The organism is Photobacterium proteolyticum (assembly GCF_001939735.1).
GTDB classification, from domain to species: domain Bacteria; phylum Pseudomonadota; class Gammaproteobacteria; order Enterobacterales; family Vibrionaceae; genus Photobacterium; species Photobacterium proteolyticum.
In genome coordinates, this window is the sequence record NZ_MJIL01000101.1 from 199,519 (window position 1) to 221,027 (window position 21,509).

Annotated in this window: 14 protein-coding genes, 2 tRNA genes and 1 pseudogene; 15 read left to right on the forward strand and 2 right to left on the reverse strand. The window is 49.7% G+C overall.

Going from position 1 to position 21,509, the window contains the following annotated elements; translation table 11 throughout:
• Nucleotides 1-12 precede the first annotated feature (12 nt).
• From BIT28_RS28710 to BIT28_RS28740, 7 genes and pseudogenes are all read left to right on the forward strand, one after another.
• Nucleotides 13-381, forward strand: a complete 369-nt coding sequence (locus tag BIT28_RS28710) for a response regulator (protein WP_075768397.1) — start codon at nt 13-15, stop codon at nt 379-381.
• 13 nt (nt 382-394) lie between these two features.
• Nucleotides 395-706: an STAS domain-containing protein gene (locus tag BIT28_RS28715; RefSeq protein ID WP_075768398.1), complete on the forward strand. Its 312-nt coding sequence runs from the start codon at nt 395-397 to the stop codon at nt 704-706.
• A gap of 37 nt (nt 707-743) precedes the next feature.
• Complete coding sequence (locus BIT28_RS28720) at nt 744-3,014, forward strand: chemotaxis protein CheA (protein WP_075768399.1); 2,271 nt, start codon at nt 744-746, stop codon at nt 3,012-3,014.
• 86 nt (nt 3,015-3,100) lie between these two features.
• The gene (locus tag BIT28_RS28725) at nt 3,101-3,631 is read left to right on the forward strand and encodes a chemotaxis protein CheW (RefSeq protein WP_075768400.1); all 531 of its coding nucleotides are present in this window, start codon (nt 3,101-3,103) and stop codon (nt 3,629-3,631) included.
• A 1,824-nt stretch (nt 3,632-5,455) separates the two neighbouring features.
• A pseudogene (locus BIT28_RS30450) lies at nt 5,456-6,361 on the forward strand (methyl-accepting chemotaxis protein); the annotation flags it as partial.
• Nucleotides 6,362-6,642: 281 nt separating this feature from the next.
• Entirely contained in the window at nt 6,643-7,494 is an 852-nt protein-coding gene (locus tag BIT28_RS28735; RefSeq protein ID WP_075768402.1) for a CheR family methyltransferase, read from the forward strand.
• A gap of 38 nt (nt 7,495-7,532) precedes the next feature.
• Nucleotides 7,533-8,615, forward strand: a complete 1,083-nt coding sequence (locus BIT28_RS28740) for a protein-glutamate methylesterase/protein-glutamine glutaminase (RefSeq protein WP_075768403.1) — start codon at nt 7,533-7,535, stop codon at nt 8,613-8,615.
• 41 nt (nt 8,616-8,656) lie between these two features.
• Here BIT28_RS28740 and mscM read toward each other — a convergent pair whose 3' ends face one another.
• The gene (gene mscM / locus BIT28_RS28745) at nt 8,657-11,953 is read right to left on the reverse strand and encodes a miniconductance mechanosensitive channel MscM (protein WP_075768404.1); all 3,297 of its coding nucleotides are present in this window, start codon (nt 11,951-11,953) and stop codon (nt 8,657-8,659) included.
• A 221-nt stretch (nt 11,954-12,174) separates the two neighbouring features.
• Between mscM and BIT28_RS28750 the strand changes: the two genes are divergently transcribed.
• The 7 genes from BIT28_RS28750 (at nt 12,175) to BIT28_RS28780 (ending at nt 17,427) form a co-directional block, all read left to right on the forward strand.
• A tRNA-Ser gene (locus tag BIT28_RS28750) sits at nt 12,175-12,262 on the forward strand.
• A 24-nt stretch (nt 12,263-12,286) separates the two neighbouring features.
• A tRNA-Ser gene (locus tag BIT28_RS28755) sits at nt 12,287-12,377 on the forward strand.
• 1,016 nt (nt 12,378-13,393) lie between these two features.
• On the forward strand, nt 13,394-14,815 hold the full coding sequence (locus BIT28_RS28760) for a hypothetical protein (protein WP_075768405.1): 1,422 nt from the start codon (nt 13,394-13,396) through the stop codon (nt 14,813-14,815).
• 594 nt (nt 14,816-15,409) lie between these two features.
• Nucleotides 15,410-15,859: a hemerythrin domain-containing protein gene (locus BIT28_RS28765; protein ID WP_075768406.1), complete on the forward strand. Its 450-nt coding sequence runs from the start codon at nt 15,410-15,412 to the stop codon at nt 15,857-15,859.
• A gap of 17 nt (nt 15,860-15,876) precedes the next feature.
• Nucleotides 15,877-16,155 carry a DUF2249 domain-containing protein gene (locus BIT28_RS28770; RefSeq protein ID WP_075768407.1) on the forward strand — a complete coding sequence of 93 codons (279 nt, stop codon included), beginning with the start codon at nt 15,877-15,879 and terminating at the stop codon, nt 16,153-16,155.
• On the forward strand, nt 16,136-17,119 hold the full coding sequence (locus BIT28_RS28775; protein WP_075768408.1) for a hypothetical protein: 984 nt from the start codon (nt 16,136-16,138) through the stop codon (nt 17,117-17,119). The genes BIT28_RS28770 and BIT28_RS28775 overlap by 20 nt, the downstream gene beginning before the upstream one ends.
• A gap of 8 nt (nt 17,120-17,127) precedes the next feature.
• Entirely contained in the window at nt 17,128-17,427 is a 300-nt protein-coding gene (locus BIT28_RS28780) for a hypothetical protein (RefSeq protein WP_139310531.1), read from the forward strand.
• Between the two features lie 66 nt (nt 17,428-17,493).
• Here the strand turns inward: BIT28_RS28780 and BIT28_RS28785 are convergent, their stop codons facing one another.
• Entirely contained in the window at nt 17,494-20,202 is a 2,709-nt protein-coding gene (locus tag BIT28_RS28785) for a nitrate reductase (protein WP_075768443.1), read from the reverse strand.
• A 446-nt stretch (nt 20,203-20,648) separates the two neighbouring features.
• Here BIT28_RS28785 and cobA point away from each other — a divergent pair, with 446 nt between their 5' ends.
• Nucleotides 20,649-21,497: a uroporphyrinogen-III C-methyltransferase gene (gene cobA, locus BIT28_RS28790; RefSeq protein ID WP_089153735.1), complete on the forward strand. Its 849-nt coding sequence runs from the start codon at nt 20,649-20,651 to the stop codon at nt 21,495-21,497.
• The last annotated feature ends 12 nt before the right edge of the window (nt 21,498-21,509 follow it).

The following is a 21,509-nucleotide window of genomic DNA, read 5'->3' on the forward strand; positions in this document are numbered from 1 at the left end:
TCGGAGAGTACTATGGCTAAGACAATTTTGATTTTGGATGATTCGGCGCCGATCCGTCAGGTCGTTGGAATTGCCCTCAGAGGAGCTGGCTATGAGGTGATTGAAGCGAATGATGGTGTTGACGGGCTGGGTAAACTTGACGGCAAGAAGGTGAACCTGATTATTACCGACGTCAATATGCCGAGGATGGACGGGATCACGTTTGTCAAAGAGGTCAAAAAGCTGCCTCGCTATAAGTTTACCCCCATCATTATTCTCACTACCGAGTCGCAGGACCACAAGAAACAGGAGGGAAGGGCCGCGGGAGCCAAAGCCTGGGTGGTCAAGCCTTTCCAGCCTCCTCAGTTGCTTGATGCCGTCTCCAAATTGATATTGCCTTGAGTGGGAACTACCAATGGACATCACGATTGCACAGGAACAAGCGGGTACGCAGTGCAGGCTAAGCCTCAGTGGGGAGATATCTATCTACAATGCCGCCGAGCTAAAGCCTCAACTATTGGCCTGTTTACAGGATGCAGAGTCACTGGCTCTCGATCTTACAGAGGTCTCCGAGCTGGATACCGCCGGTTTGCAGCTGCTATGGCTGTGTCAGCAAGAGGCTGCACTGACAGGCAAGACCTTTGCTATCACCGCTACCAGTGCAGCGGCAATGGAATCCATCGCCTTGCTGCGACTCGAGCCGCCGTTTAACTTACCGCCGATGTAGCCGCCGGGTTTCATTGCCCCATGATCAAGGAGCGAAAATGGAAGAGATGGAACATGCCCAAGAGATGTTTGTCGATGAGAGCCTGGACTTGCTGCAGGAGATGGAATCGGCTTTAAACAAGCTGAAGGCGGCCCCGGAAAACATCGAGATGATCAACTTGGTATTTCGTGTTGCTCATACCATCAAGGGGGCGGCAGGACTGTTTGGTTATGACAACATTGTTGCCTTTACCCACACGGTTGAAAATGTCCTGGAGAAGGTCAGAGGCGGTGAGCGTTTTTGCGACGATACGCTTATTGCTGTGTTGTTAGATTGCCGGGATCATATTGAGAGCTTGATTGAACGGCTTGGCAGTGAGGATTTGTCGGGCGAGCAGGAACTGACACAGCAAGGGCAGGCATTATTGGCGCAATTGTCGGGATCGGCGGATCCTCAGCAAAACTGCAGCGTTAATGATCTTTCATCATTGGGCCAATATACCGAGCATTTGCCGGGATTGGATCACAGTAATATCAACCGAGCAGCATTCAACCCCTATTGGCATTTTTCGTTGCGGTTCGGCGAGGATGTGCTGCGTAACGGTATGGATCCGTTGTCATTTTTACGATATCTCCGCTCCTTGGGAGACATCGTGGAATTGGTTCCCTTGTTTACCTTGCCCGGCAGTAGCCTGATGGATCCCGAGTCCTGTTATCTTGGCCTGGAGCTGCTACTTGATAGTGATGCTGATCAGCCAACTTTGGAGTCGGTGTTTGAGTTTGTTGCCGACGAGTGCCAGATCCATATCATTCCTCCCCATAGTGATCTTCAGCAGTATGTCTCGCTGATAAAGGAGCTTGACCAGGAGGTTGATGAACTCAGTCAGTTGTTTATTCAGTGTGGTGCGCTGACACAAGAAGAATTGGCCTATGTGATGGAGGCACCCCAAACTGACATTATCCAGCCTGCTCAGTCTATGTATAAGCCTGAGTCAGAATCCCAATCACTGTCACAGCAACAACTAGAGCCACAGATACAGCCACAAACGCTACTTCAGTCGGAAGTCGGGGAGCCTGCGCAGCAGTTATTGCCTCAAGAAACAACTTCGAAAAAAACTTCAGCAGGTCTGCCTGATCTCAAGCGCCAGGAGAGCCGCAGCCTCAGGGTTGATGCCCACAAGCTGGATCAGTTGATTAACCTGGTGGGGGAGCTGGTGATTGCCGGTGCCAATACAAGCTTGCTGGCGAAACAAAATGGCGATCCTGAACTGATGGAATCCAGTGCGGCAGTTTCTTTGCTGGTTGAAGAAATCAGAGGGCTGTCGTTGCACCTGAGGATGATACCGATAGACGAGACCTTCAAGCGCTTTCATCGTGTGGTCCGGGAGATCAGCCGGGATTTGGACAAAGATATCCGGCTGACGATTGAAGGTGGTGAGACCGAGTTGGATAAAGGTGTTGTGGAGAAAATCAACGATCCACTGATGCACTTGGTTAGAAATGCGATTGACCACGGTATTGAAGCCAAGGAAGAGAGGCTTGCCAAAGGAAAGCCTGTCACCGGTACGGTGATCCTCCGGGCCTATTACGATTCGGGCAGCATAGTGATTGAAGTGTGTGACGACGGGGGAGGTATCGACCCGGTCAAGGTACGGGCTAAGGCGGTCGAAAATGGGCTTATCAGCGCAGAACAGCCAATGAGCGAGAAAGATATTCTGCGGCTGATATTGGAGGCTGGTCTGACGACCAAAAACGCCGTGAGCGATCTTTCGGGACGAGGGGTCGGCATGGATGTGGTCAAACGTAACATCGAGGCGCTGCAGGGCAGCATCGAGGTTGAGAGCAGGCTGGGTGAGGGTTCTCTGCTGCGCCTTCGTCTTCCTTTGACGCTTTCTATTATCGACGGCTTTGCGGTCGGGGTAGGGGCATCGAGCTATGTTATCCCGCTAGATGCGGTTGTCGAGTGTATCGAGTACAGCGAAGAGCACAGTAAAAACGGTAATTACGTTAATCTGCGGGGGGAAATCCTGCCCTTTATCAACCTGAGGCAGCGATTCAAAGAAAGCTATATTGACGTTAAACAACGCAACATCGTTGTGGTACAGAGCGGCGAGCAAAAAGCCGGGTTCGTCGTCGATCAGTTACAGGGCGAGCTGCAAACCGTTATTAAGCCGCTAAGCAAAATCTTTTCCCATCTTAGCGGGATCAGCGGGTCGACGATCCTTGGCAGTGGCGACGTGGCAATGATCCTGGATGTCCCGGCACTGATCCGGGATGCAGAAACACATTGCTCACCGCGATATATCGGCCATGGCGAGGTAGTGCCTTAGCATGGGATCAAAGCCACAACGGTGTACAGCTCGAAGTCTGAATAAATGGGTATTTAGCCTGGTTGTAGCATATGAAGGGGGGCGCAATGACGCAAAGCCTAACTCTGGCAGAGCCCAGAGGCCAAGAAGATAAGGACGTTGATATTACACATGAGCAACAGCAGTTCCTGACATTTGTTCTGCGGGAGGAGCTGTTTGCTATCAATATCCGTCCCATAAAGGAAATTATCGAGTATGGCCAGCTGACCGTGGTACCCATGGTGCCTGAGTTCGTCCGCGGCGTGATTAATGTACGCGGCAACGTCGTTCCCATTATTGACCTGGCAGTACGTTTTGGCTGGCCGACCACAGAGGTGACCAAGCGCAGCTGTATTGTGATTGTCGAGGTGGAAAGCGAAGGGGAGCGGATCGAAATTGGCGTAGTGGTTGATGCCGTCAGTGAAGTGCTTGATATACCGCTGGCTGATATTGAGCCGGCACCGAGCTTTGGTGCCCGGCTCCGGACTGATTTTATCGAAGGAATGGGCAAAGTGAATGATGAGTTCATTGTGTTGCTCAATGTTGGACGGGTGCTGTCAGTGGAAGAGCTGTCATCGCTAGAGGCACTGCAGGAATAGCCGTTCATATGCGGTTGCTGTTGGTTAGGCTGGCTGCAAAAGCGGGTGATTATTGAATAATTAATAACCGGAATATTAATCCAGGGAGGCGTTATGCTCCGTTTTAGTGACATCAGGATGAGACCTAAGTTGATCGGCCTGTTTTTGCTGGTCAGTCTTATTCCATTGGCTATCGTTGTATTCATTGCCGTAAAAGCGGCTGCCGATGCGTTGACCACAGAGTCTAACCATCAGCTTATCGCTATGCGGGATGTGAAAAAGTCTCAGTTAGAGTCTTATTTTGCGGAGCGTCAGAGTGACTTAGGCGTTTTGATCGATACAGTCGATACGCTACGTACTAATACGCTCAATAAGCTGCATGCAGCAAAAGAGAGTAAGCGTGCCCAGATAGAAGGGCATTTTTCGGCGCTGCAGGATGATATCGTTATTCTGGCGGAAAGCGATGCAGCCTCCGAGGCGTTAATTGGTTTTGACATTGCCTATCGAAATGCTGGTTTGCAAGCCGGTGGTGTTGATTGGCAAGCCGTAGATAGTCAGTACGGGGCATGGCTGACTCGCTATACCGAACACTACGGTTTTTATGATTTGTTTCTGGTGAATGTCGACGGTGAAGTCGTTTATTCAGTGACGCAGGAAGCTGATCTCGGGCAAAACATAAAGTCCGGCCCTTTACGTGACAGCGGTATTGGCCGGTTATTTAGCAAGGCCCAGTCAGGTGTTGCGATTGAAGATTTCTCCCCCTACGCCCCGTCCAATAATCAGCAATCAGCATTCATTGGTGCGCCCGTTATTGTCAACGAGGAGCTGCTAGGGGTGCTTATCATGCAGATCCCGACTGAAGGTATTGATGCCATCATGCATCGGGATGACAATTTGGGTGAAATGGTGGAAACCTATCTGGTCGGGCAATACTCCGGCAGTAATACCTTGCGCAGTAATTTTATCGGCACGGATGGAACAGAGCATCAAATTGGTATGCCTGCCAATGATCTTTTTGTCGAAGAGTCTTTGGCTGGCAAGGTGGTAGACGGTGCCTATACCGATCAGAGCGGTCGGCTTTTGATGGTATCGGCTTCTCCGCTTGAGATATATGGTCTCAACTGGGCGCTGGTATCGGCCATGGATCTGGAGCAGGCGTTCATCAGTATCAAGCCCGGCGAGACAACGGATTTTCTGGCAAATTATAGCCAGAAGTACGGTTACTACGATCTTTTCCTTATCCACCCGGACGGTGAAGTGTTCTATAGCGTGAGCCATGAGGCGGACTATAAGAGCAATATGGTGGATGGAAAATATGCTGATTCCAATCTGGGTCAACTGGTTCGGCAGGTCTTGCAGACGCGGCAGTACGGCCTGGTTGATTTTGCCCCCTATGCACCGAGCAACGATGAGCCGGCCGCCTTTATTGCCCAGCCGTTGATTGAACATGGCGACATTGAGCTGGTGGTGGCTATTCAGTTGCCGCTGGAAGCGGTTAACACCATTATGCAGCAGCGAAGCGGGATGGGTGCGACGGGAGAAACCTACCTGGTGGGTATGGATAAGCGGATGCGATCTGACTCATTCCTTGATCAGGAAGGACGTTCGGTGAAAGCCTCTTTTGCCGGTACGATTGCGCGTAACGGGGTCGACACCCAGGCAAGTAGCGCCGCCTTGGGTGGTGAAACTGGCATTGCCCGGATTCAAGACTATAACGGTAACAATGTACTGTCGGCCTATACCCGGGTCGATGTCGGGGATACTCATTGGGCACTGTTGGCCGAGGTAGATGTCGCCGAGGTGAACGAACCTATCGATAATTTGCTGATGATGGTCGGTATTGTTATTGCTGTGGCGGTTATTCTGATAGTGCTGGTGGCTATGATGGTTGCCTCGACTATTACCCGTCCGTTGGCGACAGCGTTGCAGGTTGCCGATGCCATGGCGAACGGTGATCTCAACAGCAAGATTGAAACCAGCAGCAAAGATGAAACCGGCCAGTTGCTAAGCCGAATGGGGCACATGAGCAACCAGCTGCGCCAGATTGTCGGCGATGTGAACAGCAATGCCAACGGTTTGGCCAGTGCCTCTGAAGAGATCAGCGCGACTGCGCAGTCCCTAAGCCAGGCTGCCAGCGAGCAGGCCGCCAGTGTCGAGGAGACCAGTGCCTCTCAGGAACAAATAGCCGCATCTGTGCAGCAAAATGCCGAAAATGCCAAGGTCACAGACGATCGCGCTACTAAGGCGTCGAGTCAGGCAGCCGAAGGCGGACGGGCAGTCAGTGAAACCGTGGTAGCCATGAAGGAGATTGCCGAGAAAATCAGCATTATTGAAGATATTGCTTATCAGACTAATCTGCTGGCACTGAACGCTGCCATCGAAGCAGCCAGAGCTGGCGAACATGGCAAAGGGTTTGCGGTAGTGGCAGCTGAAGTGCGCAAGCTGGCGGAACGCAGTCAGGTAGCCGCACAGGAGATTAGTAATCAGGCCGGAAGTAGTGTTCAGGTCGCCGAGCAGGCTGGCCACTTGCTTGATGAGATTGTCCCCAGTATTACCAAAACGGCTGAGCTGGTGCAGGAGATAGCGGCAACTTCGGATGAGCAGGCTAGTGGCGTGACCCAGATCAGCGTAGCGATGGGACAAATGGATCAGGTGACTCAACAAAATGCCTCGGCGTCTGAAGAGCTGGCATCGACGGCTGAAGAAATGAGTGCGCAGGCCGAGCAGTTACAACAGCTGATGAGCTTCTTTACCATCAATGAGTCGCCTGCTGTTGCCCCTGCTCCACATACAGCAAATGTGGCTGGAAAACGGACTGTTGTTCCATCCGCGCTCGCTCCGAAAAAGCCGGCCAAGAAACTGGAGAGCAGGCACCAGGAAATCATTGAGGAGGATTTTGAGGCATTTTAGCCGTAGCGAGTACGATTTCTGACACAGATAGCGCCTTGTTATCGTGATGACTATTAGCAAGACCAAGGCGCTTGTCAGGACAATAGGGAAATGATTGTTGTAATGGCGAAAGGGGGGACAACATGGAGTCAAAACATGCAGTCCAGAAACGGTCTGGTGATTTATTCAATCAGAGCGCCATTACAGACTGGGAGTTCGCACGGTTTCGGCAGCTTATCTTTGATTTGGCTGGTATTACCCTTAGTGAACATAAGAAAAACCTGGTTGCTGTCAGGCTGGCAAGTCGGCTCCGATATTATTCTCTAACGAGTTTTGCCGATTATTACCGGATGCTGATAAATGCCCCCCCGGAGGGGGAGCTGCAAACAGTGGTTGATCATCTAACCACCAACGAAACCCACTTTTTCCGGGAGCCTAGACATTTTGGCTTCATTAAGCGGCATATTCTGGACAACACCTCATCGCAGACGCCTTTACGTTGCTGGAGTGCCGTCTGTTCTACGGGCGAGGAGCCGTATAGTTTGGCAATGCTGCTAGCAGAGCATTGTGGTTATACGTCGGACTGGCGTGTACTGGGGTCTGATATTAACTCTAATGTGTTGGAACAGGCGCGTAACGGGTTATATCTAAACTCGAGGCAGGCTGAAATTCCGAGACGGTATTTGCAGAAATACTGTCTGAAAGGGGTGCGCTCCCAGCAGGGGACATTGTTAATCAACAACAAGGTGCGGGAGCATGTTCGTTTTAAACAGATCAACCTCAATACATCGTTGCCAAACGTTGGCTTCTTCGACCTGATATTGCTACGCAATGTGCTTATCTATTTCTCTGCAGAAACCAAGCATGAGGTTGTGTTACGGGTGGTAGAAAAGCTCAAGCCCGGCGGCCATATATTGGTTGGCCATTCAGAAACTATAACGGGGATCAGTGATCGGCTGCGTCTGATAAAGCCCAGTATCTACCAAAAGGTATGATGAGAATCACATCAAGGATGGCATTTTAGGTAGGTCATATGAGAAGAAAAAAAATACAGGTCATGATTGTTGATGACTCGGCTGTGGTGCGCCAGGTTATCTCTTCTGTCTTGAAGACAGACAGCGAGCTCGAGGTGTGTGGCGCTGTTGCCGATCCGCTGTTTGCAATGACGAGGATGCGGATGCAATGGCCGGATGTCATTGTCCTCGATATAGAAATGCCGCGGATGGACGGGATCTCTTTTCTTAAGAAAATCATGGCTGAACGACCGACACCGGTGGTCATTTGCTCGACACTGACTGAGAAAGGAGCGGAAACGACGATGCAGGCAATTTCAGCCGGTGCCGTCGAGATCATCACCAAGCCCAAGGTGGGGTTGAAAGGCTTTCTCCATGACTCGGCAAAGGTATTGATAGGTGCCGTCAAGGCGGCCAGCAAAGCTAATCTCAAGCCGATTCAGGCTGCCTCGGTTAAGGCTTCAAGCCTAAAAGTGAAGCCTAAATTGAGTGCCGACACCATACTCGCTGCCGGCAAGCTCTCGATACTTAAGACTACGGAGCAGGTCGTTGCCATTGGTACCTCGACAGGGGGGACTCAGGCGCTGGAACTGGTATTAAAGGCGTTGCCGCGATTGTCTCCGGGCATTGTTGTTGTGCAGCATATGCCTGAGAAGTTTACGGCGGCCTTTTCTGAGCGGCTGAATAGTTTATGTGAGATCAGCGTCAAGGAAGCCCGGCATAAAATGCGGGTGCTGCCTGGCCAGGCGCTAATCGCGCCCGGGGGAAAGCATATGCTGCTCAAGCGGAGCGGGGCGCAATATTATGTCGAGGTGATTGACGGGCCGTTAGTCAGCCGCCATCGTCCTTCGGTTGATGTGCTGTTTCGTTCGGTGGCCCAGTCGGCAGGGGCCAATGCGCTTGGGATCATTATGACCGGCATGGGGGATGATGGCGTCAAGGGGATGCTCGAGATGCGGCAGGCCGGCGCTTTGACGCTGGCACAGGATGAAGCAAGCTGTGTCGTTTATGGTATGCCCAGGGAGGCCGTAAACCGTGGTGCGGTTGAGCGCAGTCTGCCGCTTGTTGAGGTCCCGCAGGCTATATTGGATTACAGTCAGTAGCAGAGTCATTAAGCCAGCGTCTTATCTTAAATGAGCCGAGCTTAGTGGCTAAGCGGATGAGCTTGTTTCTTCTTGATGGTAACTTCCAACTGAGGATGGGCAATGGAGATATTGTGCTGGATAAACTTGGTTTTTATTCGATTGTGCAGGTCATGAGTCAGGCTCAGCCGGTGAGCGGTTTCTGCCGCGTAGGCTCGGACTTCGAAATTTTGGCTGTCGGCGGTCAGGGTCAGGAAAAAGACTTCAGGCGCCGGGTTATCTAATACCAGGTCGCATTCTTCGGCGGCTTCAAAGAGCAGCTTGGTGACTAACTCGCTGTCAGCGAGATATTTGACGCTGATAGAGATAGTCACTCGGGTAATGGGATCGGACAGCGACCAGTTTATAAACTGCTCGGTCACAAATGCCTTGTTCGGTACAATCACCTCTTTTCGGTCCCAGTCAACAATCGTGGTAGCACGGGTTTTGATTACTGCCACAACGCCGGTCAGCTGGCGGATAGTGACGGTATCTCCGATGCGGATAGGCTTTTCGAACAAAATGATCAGGCCGGAAATAAAGTTGGCGAAGATTTCCTGCATGCCAAAACCCAGCCCGACGCCGAGCGCGGCAACCAGCCATTGCATTTTTGACCAGTCGAAGCCGATAAGCCCCGAGCCAATGATGATCCCGAGGAAAATAGCGACATAGCGGGTTAGCGAAGTAATGGCATAACCAGTTCCCGGCGAGAGATCTAAATGTTGCAGGATCAGCAGCTCCATTGCACCCGGCATGTCGCGGGCAATGATGGCGGTGAGCCAGAAGGCCAGAATAGCAAGCAATAGGCTTTTTAGCGAGATAGCACTGAGCTCGTCGATACCGTCAATGGTACTGGTCACGTCCCAAAGCGTTATGTCTTCAAGAAAGGTAATGGCCTGATAAAAATCTGACCATACGACGGCCACGACAGACAGGTAGATTAATAACAGCAATGAACGTAGCAGGCGTAAAGACTGGGCACTGATTTTTTCAAGATCGACTTCGGGCTCCTCGATTTCAATCTGCATTTCGCTGCTGCTGAAGCTGTCTTCCTTCTCTTCTTTCATTTCGGCTAATCGTTGAGCCAGAATCTCTTGTCGTTTGGCCTTGGCCCGGTCAAAAGCCAGACGTCTTTTCTGAATGAGCATCAGGCGTTTGATCAGGTAGTAAACAAGCAGAGTGACCACCCCAAGAACGGCTGATACTTCAAGCTTGGCCATGACGGACTGGGATGAGGTTAGGTAGCCCTTTAATGCCGTGTAGTTGAGAACCTGAGGGATGATGATCAATGCCCACCAAAATAAATTATGGCCGATGTGGGCTTTGCCCTCGGGCACCTCACCGTATGTCATGGGGATTTTTTCGTGATATAGCCGCCAGAGGAAAAAACTGATAGCGATATTGCTAATAACAAAGGCCAGACGGCCCAGGGTGGCACTGACGTCAATATCACTGTAGAGGTTGGCAAAATCCTGTATCACCATCATGGGAAAGTAAACCCACAATAGCCGCCGATAGTGGGCAAAGCAGCGATGGACAAGGCCGAGATCCCAGCCAAAGTGGCTGATGAACAGGCCATCGCTTCGGACAAGCTCGCGAATAAAGCAGAACACTGCCAGTGCTACCGGGATGGCAAGCGCCTGACCGAGGTGATGAACAAACGGGTATTGCCAGGCTGAGCTGAGCAATACACCGACAAGAGCAACAATAAAGGGAAACGGCCAGGCCAGGATAAAAGACGCACAAACATTTAAGGTACTGAACCGAAATTTATCCTGTGTGACCTTGCCTATCTGCTGGCTGGTGGAGGCAAGGTATTTTTTCCAGTGTTTTCTTATCCAGCTGAGTAAAATGATGATGACGCCAATAAAGCTCATCACAAAAATCAGGGTAGATATATCGACAACAGTGGGAACTTTTATCAGGTTTATCCATTGAAAAGGAGAGAAAAACCATTTTAACTTTTCCCAGGTATTGGTAATCAGGTTTACGCTAAGCGGGTTGGCATTTGGTGCCCAGAACAAGCGTTTGTTCGCCTGGCTTCTCAGGTCATTGAGGTTGGTATTGAGGTTTTCATAGGCAACTTTTAAGGTTGCCTGTTGATAGATAAGGGCATCGGATCTGTCGAGCAACCTGTCTATCAGGGTGAGATTGGTCTCAATCAGTTCCTGTTCCTTTTTTTGCTGATCGGGCGTTAGCTCTTTGGTACGTGGCCGCAGGGCGAGTTCTTTAAGAGAGTCATACTGTTGCTGGTATTCATATTTCTTAATTTGGTTCTGGGCAATGTCCTTATCAAGCGCGTCGATAGGGGGATTCGACGGCAGCCGGTTAAGCCGGGTCCGGAGGTTTTCGCTAAAGGCAGGACTGAGCTTTAGCCACTCGGCCATTGTCTCTAGGTCATCGGCAGTACTGTTCACCGTTTCGGTTTGCTCGGTGGCGGCCTGTTGTTGTTGTTGAACTTGCTCGGTTTTATCCGAGATTGTGGCAAGGTCACGGGTATAGCGTTTGTTTTCTTGTAAAAGACGTTTGAGGGCCTTGGGTTGGTCGTCAAGTTCCTGTGACAGCTCTTCGTTACTCTGGGAGGGCTCGGCGGCATTGGTTCGCATGACACGACTTAGCCTACGTTGCAGGTTGTTGCGGTAGGCCTGACGAGCTTCGATTTTGAGGTTATTGAGCTGGATGCGCTGTTTGGCTAATGTCCGCCGGTTCCCCGCACTGAGCTGTTTGGCCTCAAGGGCGTAAAGCTGGCTGACATAATACTGATGGGCGATTTCCAACAGTAGCAGGGCGTCCTCACTATCAGTCTGCTGCTGTTCATGTTTGAGCTGGCTTTCTGCTTTCTTGATTTTTTCGCGCAGTTGTTCGGATAAATAGGCAAACTCATCAATACCTTGCTCGACAGCTTGCAGTTCGTTTTTATTATTACTTCGGCTTTGCTCAAGCTGCTCTAGCCTTTTGTCCTGTTCGGTAATCTCCTGGGTCAGCTTTTCTTCTTCCCAGTTGCTGAAATCCGGAAATTCGGTAGTAGAAAAAGCCGATATCTGTTCAGCAAGCGCCTGTGTTTGTTCGCTAAAGTTGGTGACCAGCTCACGGTATCTTCGGGTTTGGTTATGAAACTCAATGGTTTTTTCCAGCTGGTTTTTTGCTTCGGTCAAGGAATCAAGGGTCTTGATGACCTCTGGTGTTTGATTTTGCTGGTGAAGGGCTTCTATTTTTTGATCGAGCAGTGTCAGGCGGGACTCATTCTCTTCCTTGACCGCGAAGGTCCAACCCGAGGTGATACTGAATAGGAAGAGTAGGAGTGAAAACCATATTCTCATCACTGATTCCTGTTGCTGGTGAGAAACTGCATAGTGCTTATCTTAGAGAGTGCGATTCTTTGAAGTGTAGCAGCGAATAAAAACAATCGATTGGGCTAAGAATGGAACGAATTGATCCATTCGTCGGCAGTCGTGAATAATTTCAATAAAAGCGCTTGACCCTAAGGCCCTAAGCCATTACATTAGCCGCCGTTGAGACGCACAGCGTCGAACAACAATGTGGTGAGGTGTCCGAGTGGCTGAAGGAGCACGCCTGGAAAGTGTGTATACGGCAACGTATCGAGGGTTCGAATCCCTCCCTCACCGCCATCATCTTTTAAGATGATACAATTCGGAGAGATGGCTGAGTGGTTGAAAGCACCGGTCTTGAAAACCGGCATACGTTTGTAGCGTATCTAGGGTTCAAATCCCTATCTCTCCGCCACTTTAAAAGGAAAAACCGCTGTTTTACAGCGGTTTTTTCGTTTTTATACCTCAAGAATCGACAAATACAAAAAGATGATACAGATGTATTTGTCGAGACCTCCAGACAGCGTGTACTACACGCGTGTAGCAACCCCTCTTTCTCTTCGCTCTATGGGATACNAAAAGGAAAAACCGCTGTTTTACAGCGGTTTTTTCGTTTTTATACCTCAAGAATCGACAAATACAAAAAGATGATACAGATGTATTTGTCGAGACCTCCAGACAGCGTGTACTACACGCGTGTAGCAACCCCTCTTTCTCTTCGCTCTATGGGATACCCAAAGGAGATCCGTTTCTCTTTATTTACTCACGAAAGACGATTGGCATACTTGCGCAATGTCAGGCAGACCAACACTTAAAAACGCCGTTTCCAACCGAGTGATACCGATATACAAGGAACTGCTCCATTCTGGCTTTCTTGCCTATGAGGAACAACGAAAAACAACAAGGTGCTATTCAGCTTATTGACCTCACGCACCGTGGTGATGACCTATGGGCATTATGCTAAACCACTCTCTCCAGAAGAGTTGGTTGATGCCGTGAATCGCTTCAAATTAAGCCTTAATTAGTTCGCTCATCTTTGGCACTGAAACTGTTACTGATGGCGCTTTCAGTGCCAAGTAAAGAGTGTAACGCTATAGCAACCCGCTGCATTCCCGTCATACTTTTGCTGCGCAAAAGATGAACGCGAGCTGCGGGGAAGAGAAAGCTCTCTTAACTCTTTGCCATATGTGCCTTTTAGGTAGGGATGAAAAGGAAAAAATCGGCAAGTATTTATCAGTTTTGCACACGGCTAAGAATTAGTCATAAATTGGTCAATCCTTGCACTTGACTCCATGTATATATGATTAATGTCATTGTTGTTCATGATTAACCAAAATTAAAACAAAAGCTTATATATACTTGCCACCTGAATAAAAGCGTTTTTGTATTTAAAGTACAATTGGCTAAATAATATAATGGACGATTTCAATTATGTTTAAGAAAAAGTTGGTTGGAGTCATATCTGCGCTTACTGCTATGACCGTGCTAACTGCTTGTGGTGGAGGTGACGGCGGCACAACTGCGGGTGGAAATACTGATCCAAATACGCCTAATAATAGCGGCTCAGAAATCATGCCGTACAGCGCCGAGCGCGTAGTGCAAAAAACATACGACTCTCTTGGTGCTGACATTCAGTACGTTAATGAGACTAACGATGAGCGTTGTACTTATAGCGCATTTGTGGGCTCTTGTGAGCACTACAGCTACAAAGATGTTGCGTACAATATTCCTCTCTCAGAGAGGACGAGCATGGATGATATCGCCACAGTAGCCTTTACGCTTCAGGGTTACATTGAAAAGCAAGCAGAGCTTTGGGGTTACGATAGCACCACTGACCTATTGTCAGCAGTATCTTTCACGTTCAAGCTATTTGACGAGGAAATTGCAGAGCTAGTCGCTTATGATCTTGACCGTCAAGATGCATTTATGCCGACAGTAATTGATTCTGCCATTCTAGCGGACGCAAAGAATGTTTCATTTGGGGGTAAGACTTGTTCAGAACTGGGCTACGGTGCTTACACGGCAAACCACTGTAAAGCAATTCGTTATCTAGATTCAATCAAGGCGCAGCAACTTGATTGGCAAGTTACAGCAGGCAAAATCCTTCGCTCAGTATCGGTTAAGCATGAAGAAAATGTAAGTTACTTCGATGGCTTGTGTTCAAGCGTAACATCTGCTCAAGTTATGTGTAATTTTCAAGGTAACACTAACGAGTTTATTCTGAATCAGATGACTTCTGTATTTGGTGCAAACAAGTCCGCTCAAATCTATGTTACAGGCTTTAACTACCAAGGCGATCAGGTAAAAGGCAAGTACAACCAAGGTCAAGACATTAACATGCCGAACAACCTTAGCTCATTCCCTGAGTTTGACGCAAAGGTATTCAACCATGAGCTAACTCACATGATGGTGTACACTCAAGCTCTTGAGCTATCACCGCTAATCTTTGACACTCTTGAGACGCGGTTCATGGAAGAAGGTATTCCAGTTGTATTCGCTAAGCAAGAGTTATGGACATGGGCTAAAATGGCAGAACTGGCACAAGGTGGAGTAGACAGCTTGCTTACATCAGGTGATTACACAACTCGCGGCTCTATGGTTAACTATCTTCTAGTAGCTAAGACTACAGCGGAAGCGCAAGCAAAGCATGAAGCACTGGTTAAATTCATTAAGACCATTCGAGTTCATGACAATGTGCCTGATGCGTTCAATAATGCAGGATTCACAAACCACAAGGGTGAAGCGATTACAATTGACTCCTTTGGTGACAATATTGCAGTGTGGATTCAAGAGCTAGCGAACGATCCTCAAGTGCTAAGCTACAAATCACTTGCTTACAATAACTTTAAGTAAGTAGTAATGGAAATAGTGGCTGTGAATTATTCTATATCAAGTGATTGATTCTTAGCCCGATATATGTTTTGTCTGTATCAGACACATGTCAAAATCGACTTTGGATGGCTTGTTTTAACTATTGTAAATAATTAGTTTAATCTTGTGGGCATAGCTTTCAAATCTCTATCTCTCCGCCACATTCTAAAGCCCCAGCAGAAGAGCGCTGGGGCTTTTTCGTTATGTCCTGCTTAGGGTTTTATATTCTGGTTCAGGTGAAACAGGTTGTCGATGGTCATGCCGTGTTTACGTGTAAGCCAGCCAAACCCGCCACCGATCGTAAGTCCAGAAATTCCGGTAGTAGAATTAATACCAACAGGTGTTGCCAGGCCATGTTCCTGTACTGCGGCACCGTGCCCCGCTGTCGGTAGTGATTAACCATTGGGAGTTTAGTCAAAACACCGGACATTAAGTCTTTGGTCAATACTGATATCGATCAAGATATAGCTTCTATTTCAAAAGATATCTTTTTAATGCACCTTTTGTGGTGTAGGATCACTCGTACGATAAAACACTACTTTTTGTAGTTCTATACCACTAGTACGCGAGGCGCATATGGCTAACATCAATACTTATATGACTCAACATCACAGAAGCTGTGACCACCTGTTGGTTGAGGCAGAAGGCCCGCTAGCCGAAGGTAACTGGACGGCATTTAGTCAGGCGTGGAGTCAGTTTGAAGCCGAAACCTTGCACCATTTCGATCTTGAAGAAGACATTCTTTTTCCTGCATTTGAAGCCCAAACAGGCATGACGTCGGGACCGACCATGGTGATGCGTCAGGAACATGCCCAGGTTCGCTCTCTGTTTGAGCAGATGCAGCAAGCCATTAGCGAGCAGGCCACCGAGCGTGCTATGGGAATTGTGGAAAGTACCATGCTGCTTATCCAGCAGCATAATATGAAAGAAGAGCAAATTCTTTACCCGATGTCGGATGCCCATTTGGCTAACAGTGAGGAAATTGTTGCCCAGATGGACGCCAAGCCTAACAACGCAGCGTCCTAATCACGGAGGCAGATCCTATGGATTCTATTATCACTCTGGATGTTAGTGAGCTTGAGCCGCCTCAGCCGATGCATAAGATCTGCCAGACTCTGACCACCTTGCAGCGAGGCCAGTTGCTGCATGTCAGGCACCGGCGAGAACCTGTTCCGCTGTTTGCCATTCTTGCCCAGCAGCAATTTGATTATCGTCATACCGAAGAAGAGGCGGGTAAGCACCATATCTGGATTTGGCACCAGGGTGATGAGCAAGCTTATAACTGCTTGATGAGAAAGAGCGATGAGACTGACCGGGCTTAACTTCGATGATATTCCGCAGCTGGACGTGCCGCTGCGCTTTTACCTTACCGCACCGTTGTTTGCTGTGATTGCCTCACTGATGCTGATTTGGCAAGGTGACGCCATCTGGCTGGGACGTTGGCTGCCTGCTTCTCTGGCGATCACTCACCTTGTAGCGATAGGTATGATGGCAATGATCATGATTGGGTCGTTGTTTCAAATTATGCCGGTATTATGTGGCGCTCCGATCACTATCCCACCTATACCTCTGTTTCTGATGCAGGCAAGTTTAATTCTCGGTACGCTCGCCCTAAGTGCCGGTTTTTTTGGTTTGCCAACGTTTAGCGCTAGCTTTGTCTTATTGGGCCTGAGTTTGGGCTATTTTGTTATTTCACTGCTGGGTGTACTGCTGCGAAAAGCAGGCGGGCAACAGACCAGGGGTCCTATAATGCTTGCCGGGTTGGCACTTGCCGTTGTTGTGCTGGCCGGATTGTTGCTGCTGGCGGGTTACCTGTGGGGTTATTTCCCGTTCGCCGGTAAGAGCCTGACTAACTTTCATGCCAGCACGGGCATTTTTGGCTGGGTCTTGTTGTTGATAATGGCGGTCAGCTTTCAGGTGATCCCGATGTTCCATGTTACGCCTGAGTTTCCAAGGCATTGGCGTATCGCGCTGCCTGGCTTGCTGGTCGTCGGTTTGGCTTCCCTCGCAGTGGCGAGTGTGTTCCAGCTCAGCCTTTATTACAGCACTGCCTTGATAGCGGCCGTAGGGATTCTGTATGCAGTGATCGGATTACATCGACTCCGACAGCGAAAGCGCAAACTTCCGGATACCGTCGTCAGTTATTGGCAATGGGCGTATTCATGCCTGATTTGTGGATGCGTGCTGGTGATTTCCATGCCGTTGATCCCGTTTCATCTTCAGGGCAGGGCAGGGCAGAGGTCTTTATTGCGCTTATTATCGGCATGGGATTTGTCCTTGGGGTGATCCAGGGCATGCTGCTGAAAATTGTCCCGTTCTTGATCACTCTGCACCTTCAGCCTATTGCGATGGCTAACCCTAGTGCCATGATGCTGCTGCCTGATCACTATAGCTTGATCAGTCGGCAACAGATGAAGATCCAGTTTCGGTTATACCTACTGGGATTGTTGAGTATTGTGGGTTCGTTGTGTTTCCCGCAATTAACGGTGAGCCTCGGCCTGATGATGCTGCTTAACTGGTTGTGGATTGGTTATAACATTGCCTCTGCCAGTATCACCTATCGCAACGTACGCCAGGAGATGATGGCGAGCTAAAACTGAATTAGCCCGCCTGATTTATCAAACAGAGTGCTTTCAGGTAGTGGGTTATTGGAGCGGGCCTTAACCGGATGAAATCAGTATCTGTTCATCTAACAGTTGCTGGATTTCAGATATGCAGCTGCCGCAACCCGTTCCGGCCTGTGTATTACGACTTATCGCTTCGACTGAAGATAATCCCTGTTCTTTTATCGCCTGGCAGATGGTGTTTTTTCCTACTTGCTTGCAGGCACACACTGTTTTGCCGCCAGCCAACTTCCCTTCAACTCGCCCAGAAATGAGGCTGCGTTCTACCGATGAATCAATGGGTTCATCTAACAGGTGATTGAGCCAGTCCACATCTTGTTGCTGCAAGTCTGATGCTATCAGGTAGCAGCTTCGCAGGCGCTGTTGCTGAATATTCGCATAGCGGTAAGGCCCGTTTTCTGCGCCGCTGTAGCTGAGCTCTTTGCCGTTTTCGTATTGGCAATAGCGGGCAAGCCGGGGCATTAGTTGCTCAGGGGGCAGAATACTGGCGATGCGATATAAATATCCGTTGCTGACTTTTTGCTGCACCCAGTAGTCAAACTCGCTGATGTCCCGGGGAGTATTTAACAGCAGTATTGCTTCACTACGAAAAGATAACGGTGCGACAGAGGCCGGGGTGAACTTAAATTCAGGCTGGCCCGATAGTGTATCGGTATCCGGGGTTATCAGGCTGCAGACCTTACCGGCACTGGAGGTTGTGTCATTCCAGTGAATTGGGATAAACAACTCTCCCGGCTTTACGTTTTGGGTGATGTCTACCCTGACCGTGGCTTTGCCATATTCACTGGTAACCGCAGCTATCTGGCTGTCATTGAGCCTATAGCGTTTGGCATCCGTGGGGTGGATGGAGACATAGGGCTCTGGGGTATGTTCGCCAAGTCGCGCCGAGAGCCCGGTCCGGGTCATGGTATGCCATTGGTCGCGAATACGACCGGTATTTAAGACTAGCGGATAGTCCTTTCTGGTATGGCTTGCAGGCGGCTGGTACCTGACCGCAACAAACCGGGCCTTACCGGAAGGGGTTGCAAACACGCCGTCGGTAAAGAGTCGCTTGTGGGGAAGGTGTTGCGGCAGCTCCTGGCTGTGGTGATGAAGTTCGCTTTTATCTGCGACGGGCCACTGTTGCGGACTGAGCTGGTGGTATTGCGCTGGCGTTAAGTCAGATAACCCGGACAGGTTAAGAGGGCGCTGATCTGAACCATGGTTCCCTAGCCCTGTCATCTTGCAGTATTCGTGGAAAATATCGGCTTCATGCTGATAGTAAAAAGCATGGCCAAAGCCCATTTTTTTGGCAACCTCGCTGATGATCCACCAGTCGGGTTTGCCTTCGCCGGGGGTTGGCAGTAGTCTGCGCTGGCGGGAGATACGTCGCTCCGAGTTGGTAACCGTACCGGATTTCTCACTCCATCCCTGTGCAGGAAGCAGTACATTGGCGTGGCGGGTAGTATCAGTATCGGCAATACAGTCCGACACAACCACTAATGGACACTTCTCCAGTGCCCGGTTTATTTTTTCGCTGTCGGGCAGACTAACGGCTGGATTGGTGGCCATTACCCAGACAGCTTTGACTTTGCCGCTGTCGATGGCATCAAACATGTCGATAGCTTTCATACCCGGTGCGTTTGACAAGGTGTCGGTTTGCCAGAAATCGCTGATCCGCTGGTGCTGGGTCTCGTTACCAAATTCCATGTGGGCAGCCAGTGTGTTGGCCAGCCCGCCAACTTCCCGTCCACCCATGGCATTGGGTTGGCCAGTGACCGAGAACGGTCCGCTGCCGGGGTTACCAATTCGCCCGGTGGCGAGGTGGCAGTTGAGCAGGCTGTTGACTTTGTCTGTGCCATGCGTTGACTGGTTAACCCCTTGAGAATAGACAGTGACGACCTTTTCAGTATTGCTAAAGAGCTGGTAGAAATCGGTGAGCTGCTGCGGTGATAATCCGGTAATGCATGATAGTGTATTATTGTCCTCAGCATCTTGGCGGGCACCGGCTAAAGCGAGCTCAAAGCCTTCGGTGTGCGCGGTGATATAGTCAGGGTCGAGTTGTCCATGCTCGGCGAGATAGGCCAGCAGGCCGTTAAACAGGGCGACATCGCTGCCCGGCAGAATTGCAAGATGAAGATCGGCGATTTCACAGCTGCTGGTCACTCGGGGATCGATGACAACGACCTGCAAGTTTGGCCGCTCGGCTTTGGCTGTTTTGATCCGCTGAAACAATACCGGGTGGCACCAGGCCAGATTAGATCCGGTCAGAATGATCAGATCTGCCATTTCCAGATCCTCATAGCAACCGGGAACACAGTCAGCACCAAAAGCCCGTTTATGGCCTGCCACACTCGATGACATACAGAGACGGGAGTTGGTGTCGATATTGCTGCTGCCGATAAAGCCTTTCATGAGTTTGTTGGCGACATAATAGTCTTCGGTCAGTAGCTGACCGGAGACATAAAAAGCCACGGCATCGGGGCCATATTCCCTGATGATCGAATTAAATTGTTCGGCAACAAAACCCAGCGCCTGATCCCAGTCACACTCTTCGCCGTTAATTGACGGGCTCAACATGCGTCCCTGATGGGTGACGGTTTCACCCAGTGCCAATCCTTTTGAGCAGAGACGACCATAATTGGCAGGGTGCTCGGCATCCCCGCGGATCTCCAGTCGCCCGTCAGATGTCGGTTTCGCTTCTATACCACAGCCTACGCCACAGTATGCGCAGGTGCTCTTTATCCATCCATTGCTATTTGTTATGCCCAAAGCATCCCTCCTGAGCCCAATAAGCTGTCGTTATCTCAATCCTTTCATCATCTATATATCGTTACAGCAATAACCAAGCCAGCTTCGTCGCTATAGAAGGAAAAGAGGGAATACAAGGAGGGAATAGACGAATATAGGCTTTCCAAATGGAATATTTTTCTGTTTCTACCACTAAAGTGGTAGTTTTGGTGGTGTTTGATATCGGTAATTTTACTAAAGCGATGCATTATTCTGGTGTGTGATGCACTAAATATGTGCGAAGCCCTGACAACCAGGCTATGTACTATCGGAGCAATAGGCGAGGAAATAAATTAAATTTTATTTATAAATCATGTAAATACAGTTTCTTGTTACATGGTTTGAACGGTAGTGGCACCTTCCTTGCTCTGACGAGTACAGAGCAAATAAAGACGTACACGGAAGGTACGTAAGGATGAGAGATGTCACTAATTCCAAAGATTGCAAACAAGACGACAGAGGTTGTCAGTTTCACGTCTGTCGCCGTCAATGAGCCTAGGCAATCTGGCCGTGTGAGTCTGGTGGGAGCAGGCCCCGGCGATCCTGATTTACTGACAGTAAAGGCACTGCGGGTGATCCAGCAGGCTGATGTGATTGTGTATGACCGCTTGGTAAGCAAGGAAATCTGCCAGCTTTTCCCACCATCAACACCAACGATTTATGTCGGCAAGGCGAAAAATCATCACAGTGTGCCTCAGCAGGACATTAATGAACTCCTGATCATCAAGGCCAAACAAGGGTTGAATATCTGTCGCCTGAAAGGCGGCGATGCCTTTGTGTTCGGTCGTGGTGGCGAAGAAATGCTGGAGCTTAGAGAGCAGGGAATCAAGGTCGACTTGGTCCCCGGTATCACTGCGGCGGCCGGTTGTACAAGCTATGCCGGGATCCCGCTTACCCATCGCGGACTCTCGCAGGGTTGCACCTTTGTCACGGCACATGCCGAGAAAGATCTTCAAATCTGCTGGCAGTCGCTGGCCCAGCTTAATCATACCCTGGTGTTTTATATGGGGTTATCCAAAGCCGAGATGATTGCCAGCAGCCTGACTCAGGCTGGTTTGTGTGCCCATACCCCTGTCGCGTTGATTGAAAATGGCTGTTGTCCTCAGCAGCGGGTGATCCGTGGCGAGCTGCATCAGCTAGCCGACTTGGTTACCCGGGAGCAAGTGAAGTCACCCGCCTTGATTGTCGTCGGCAAGGTGGTGGCCTTGGCTGAGCAGTTGCAATGGTTTGCTGAAATGGCCAGCCAGCAGGCGAACAGATTGTCCGCGTAGAAATATTGTCGG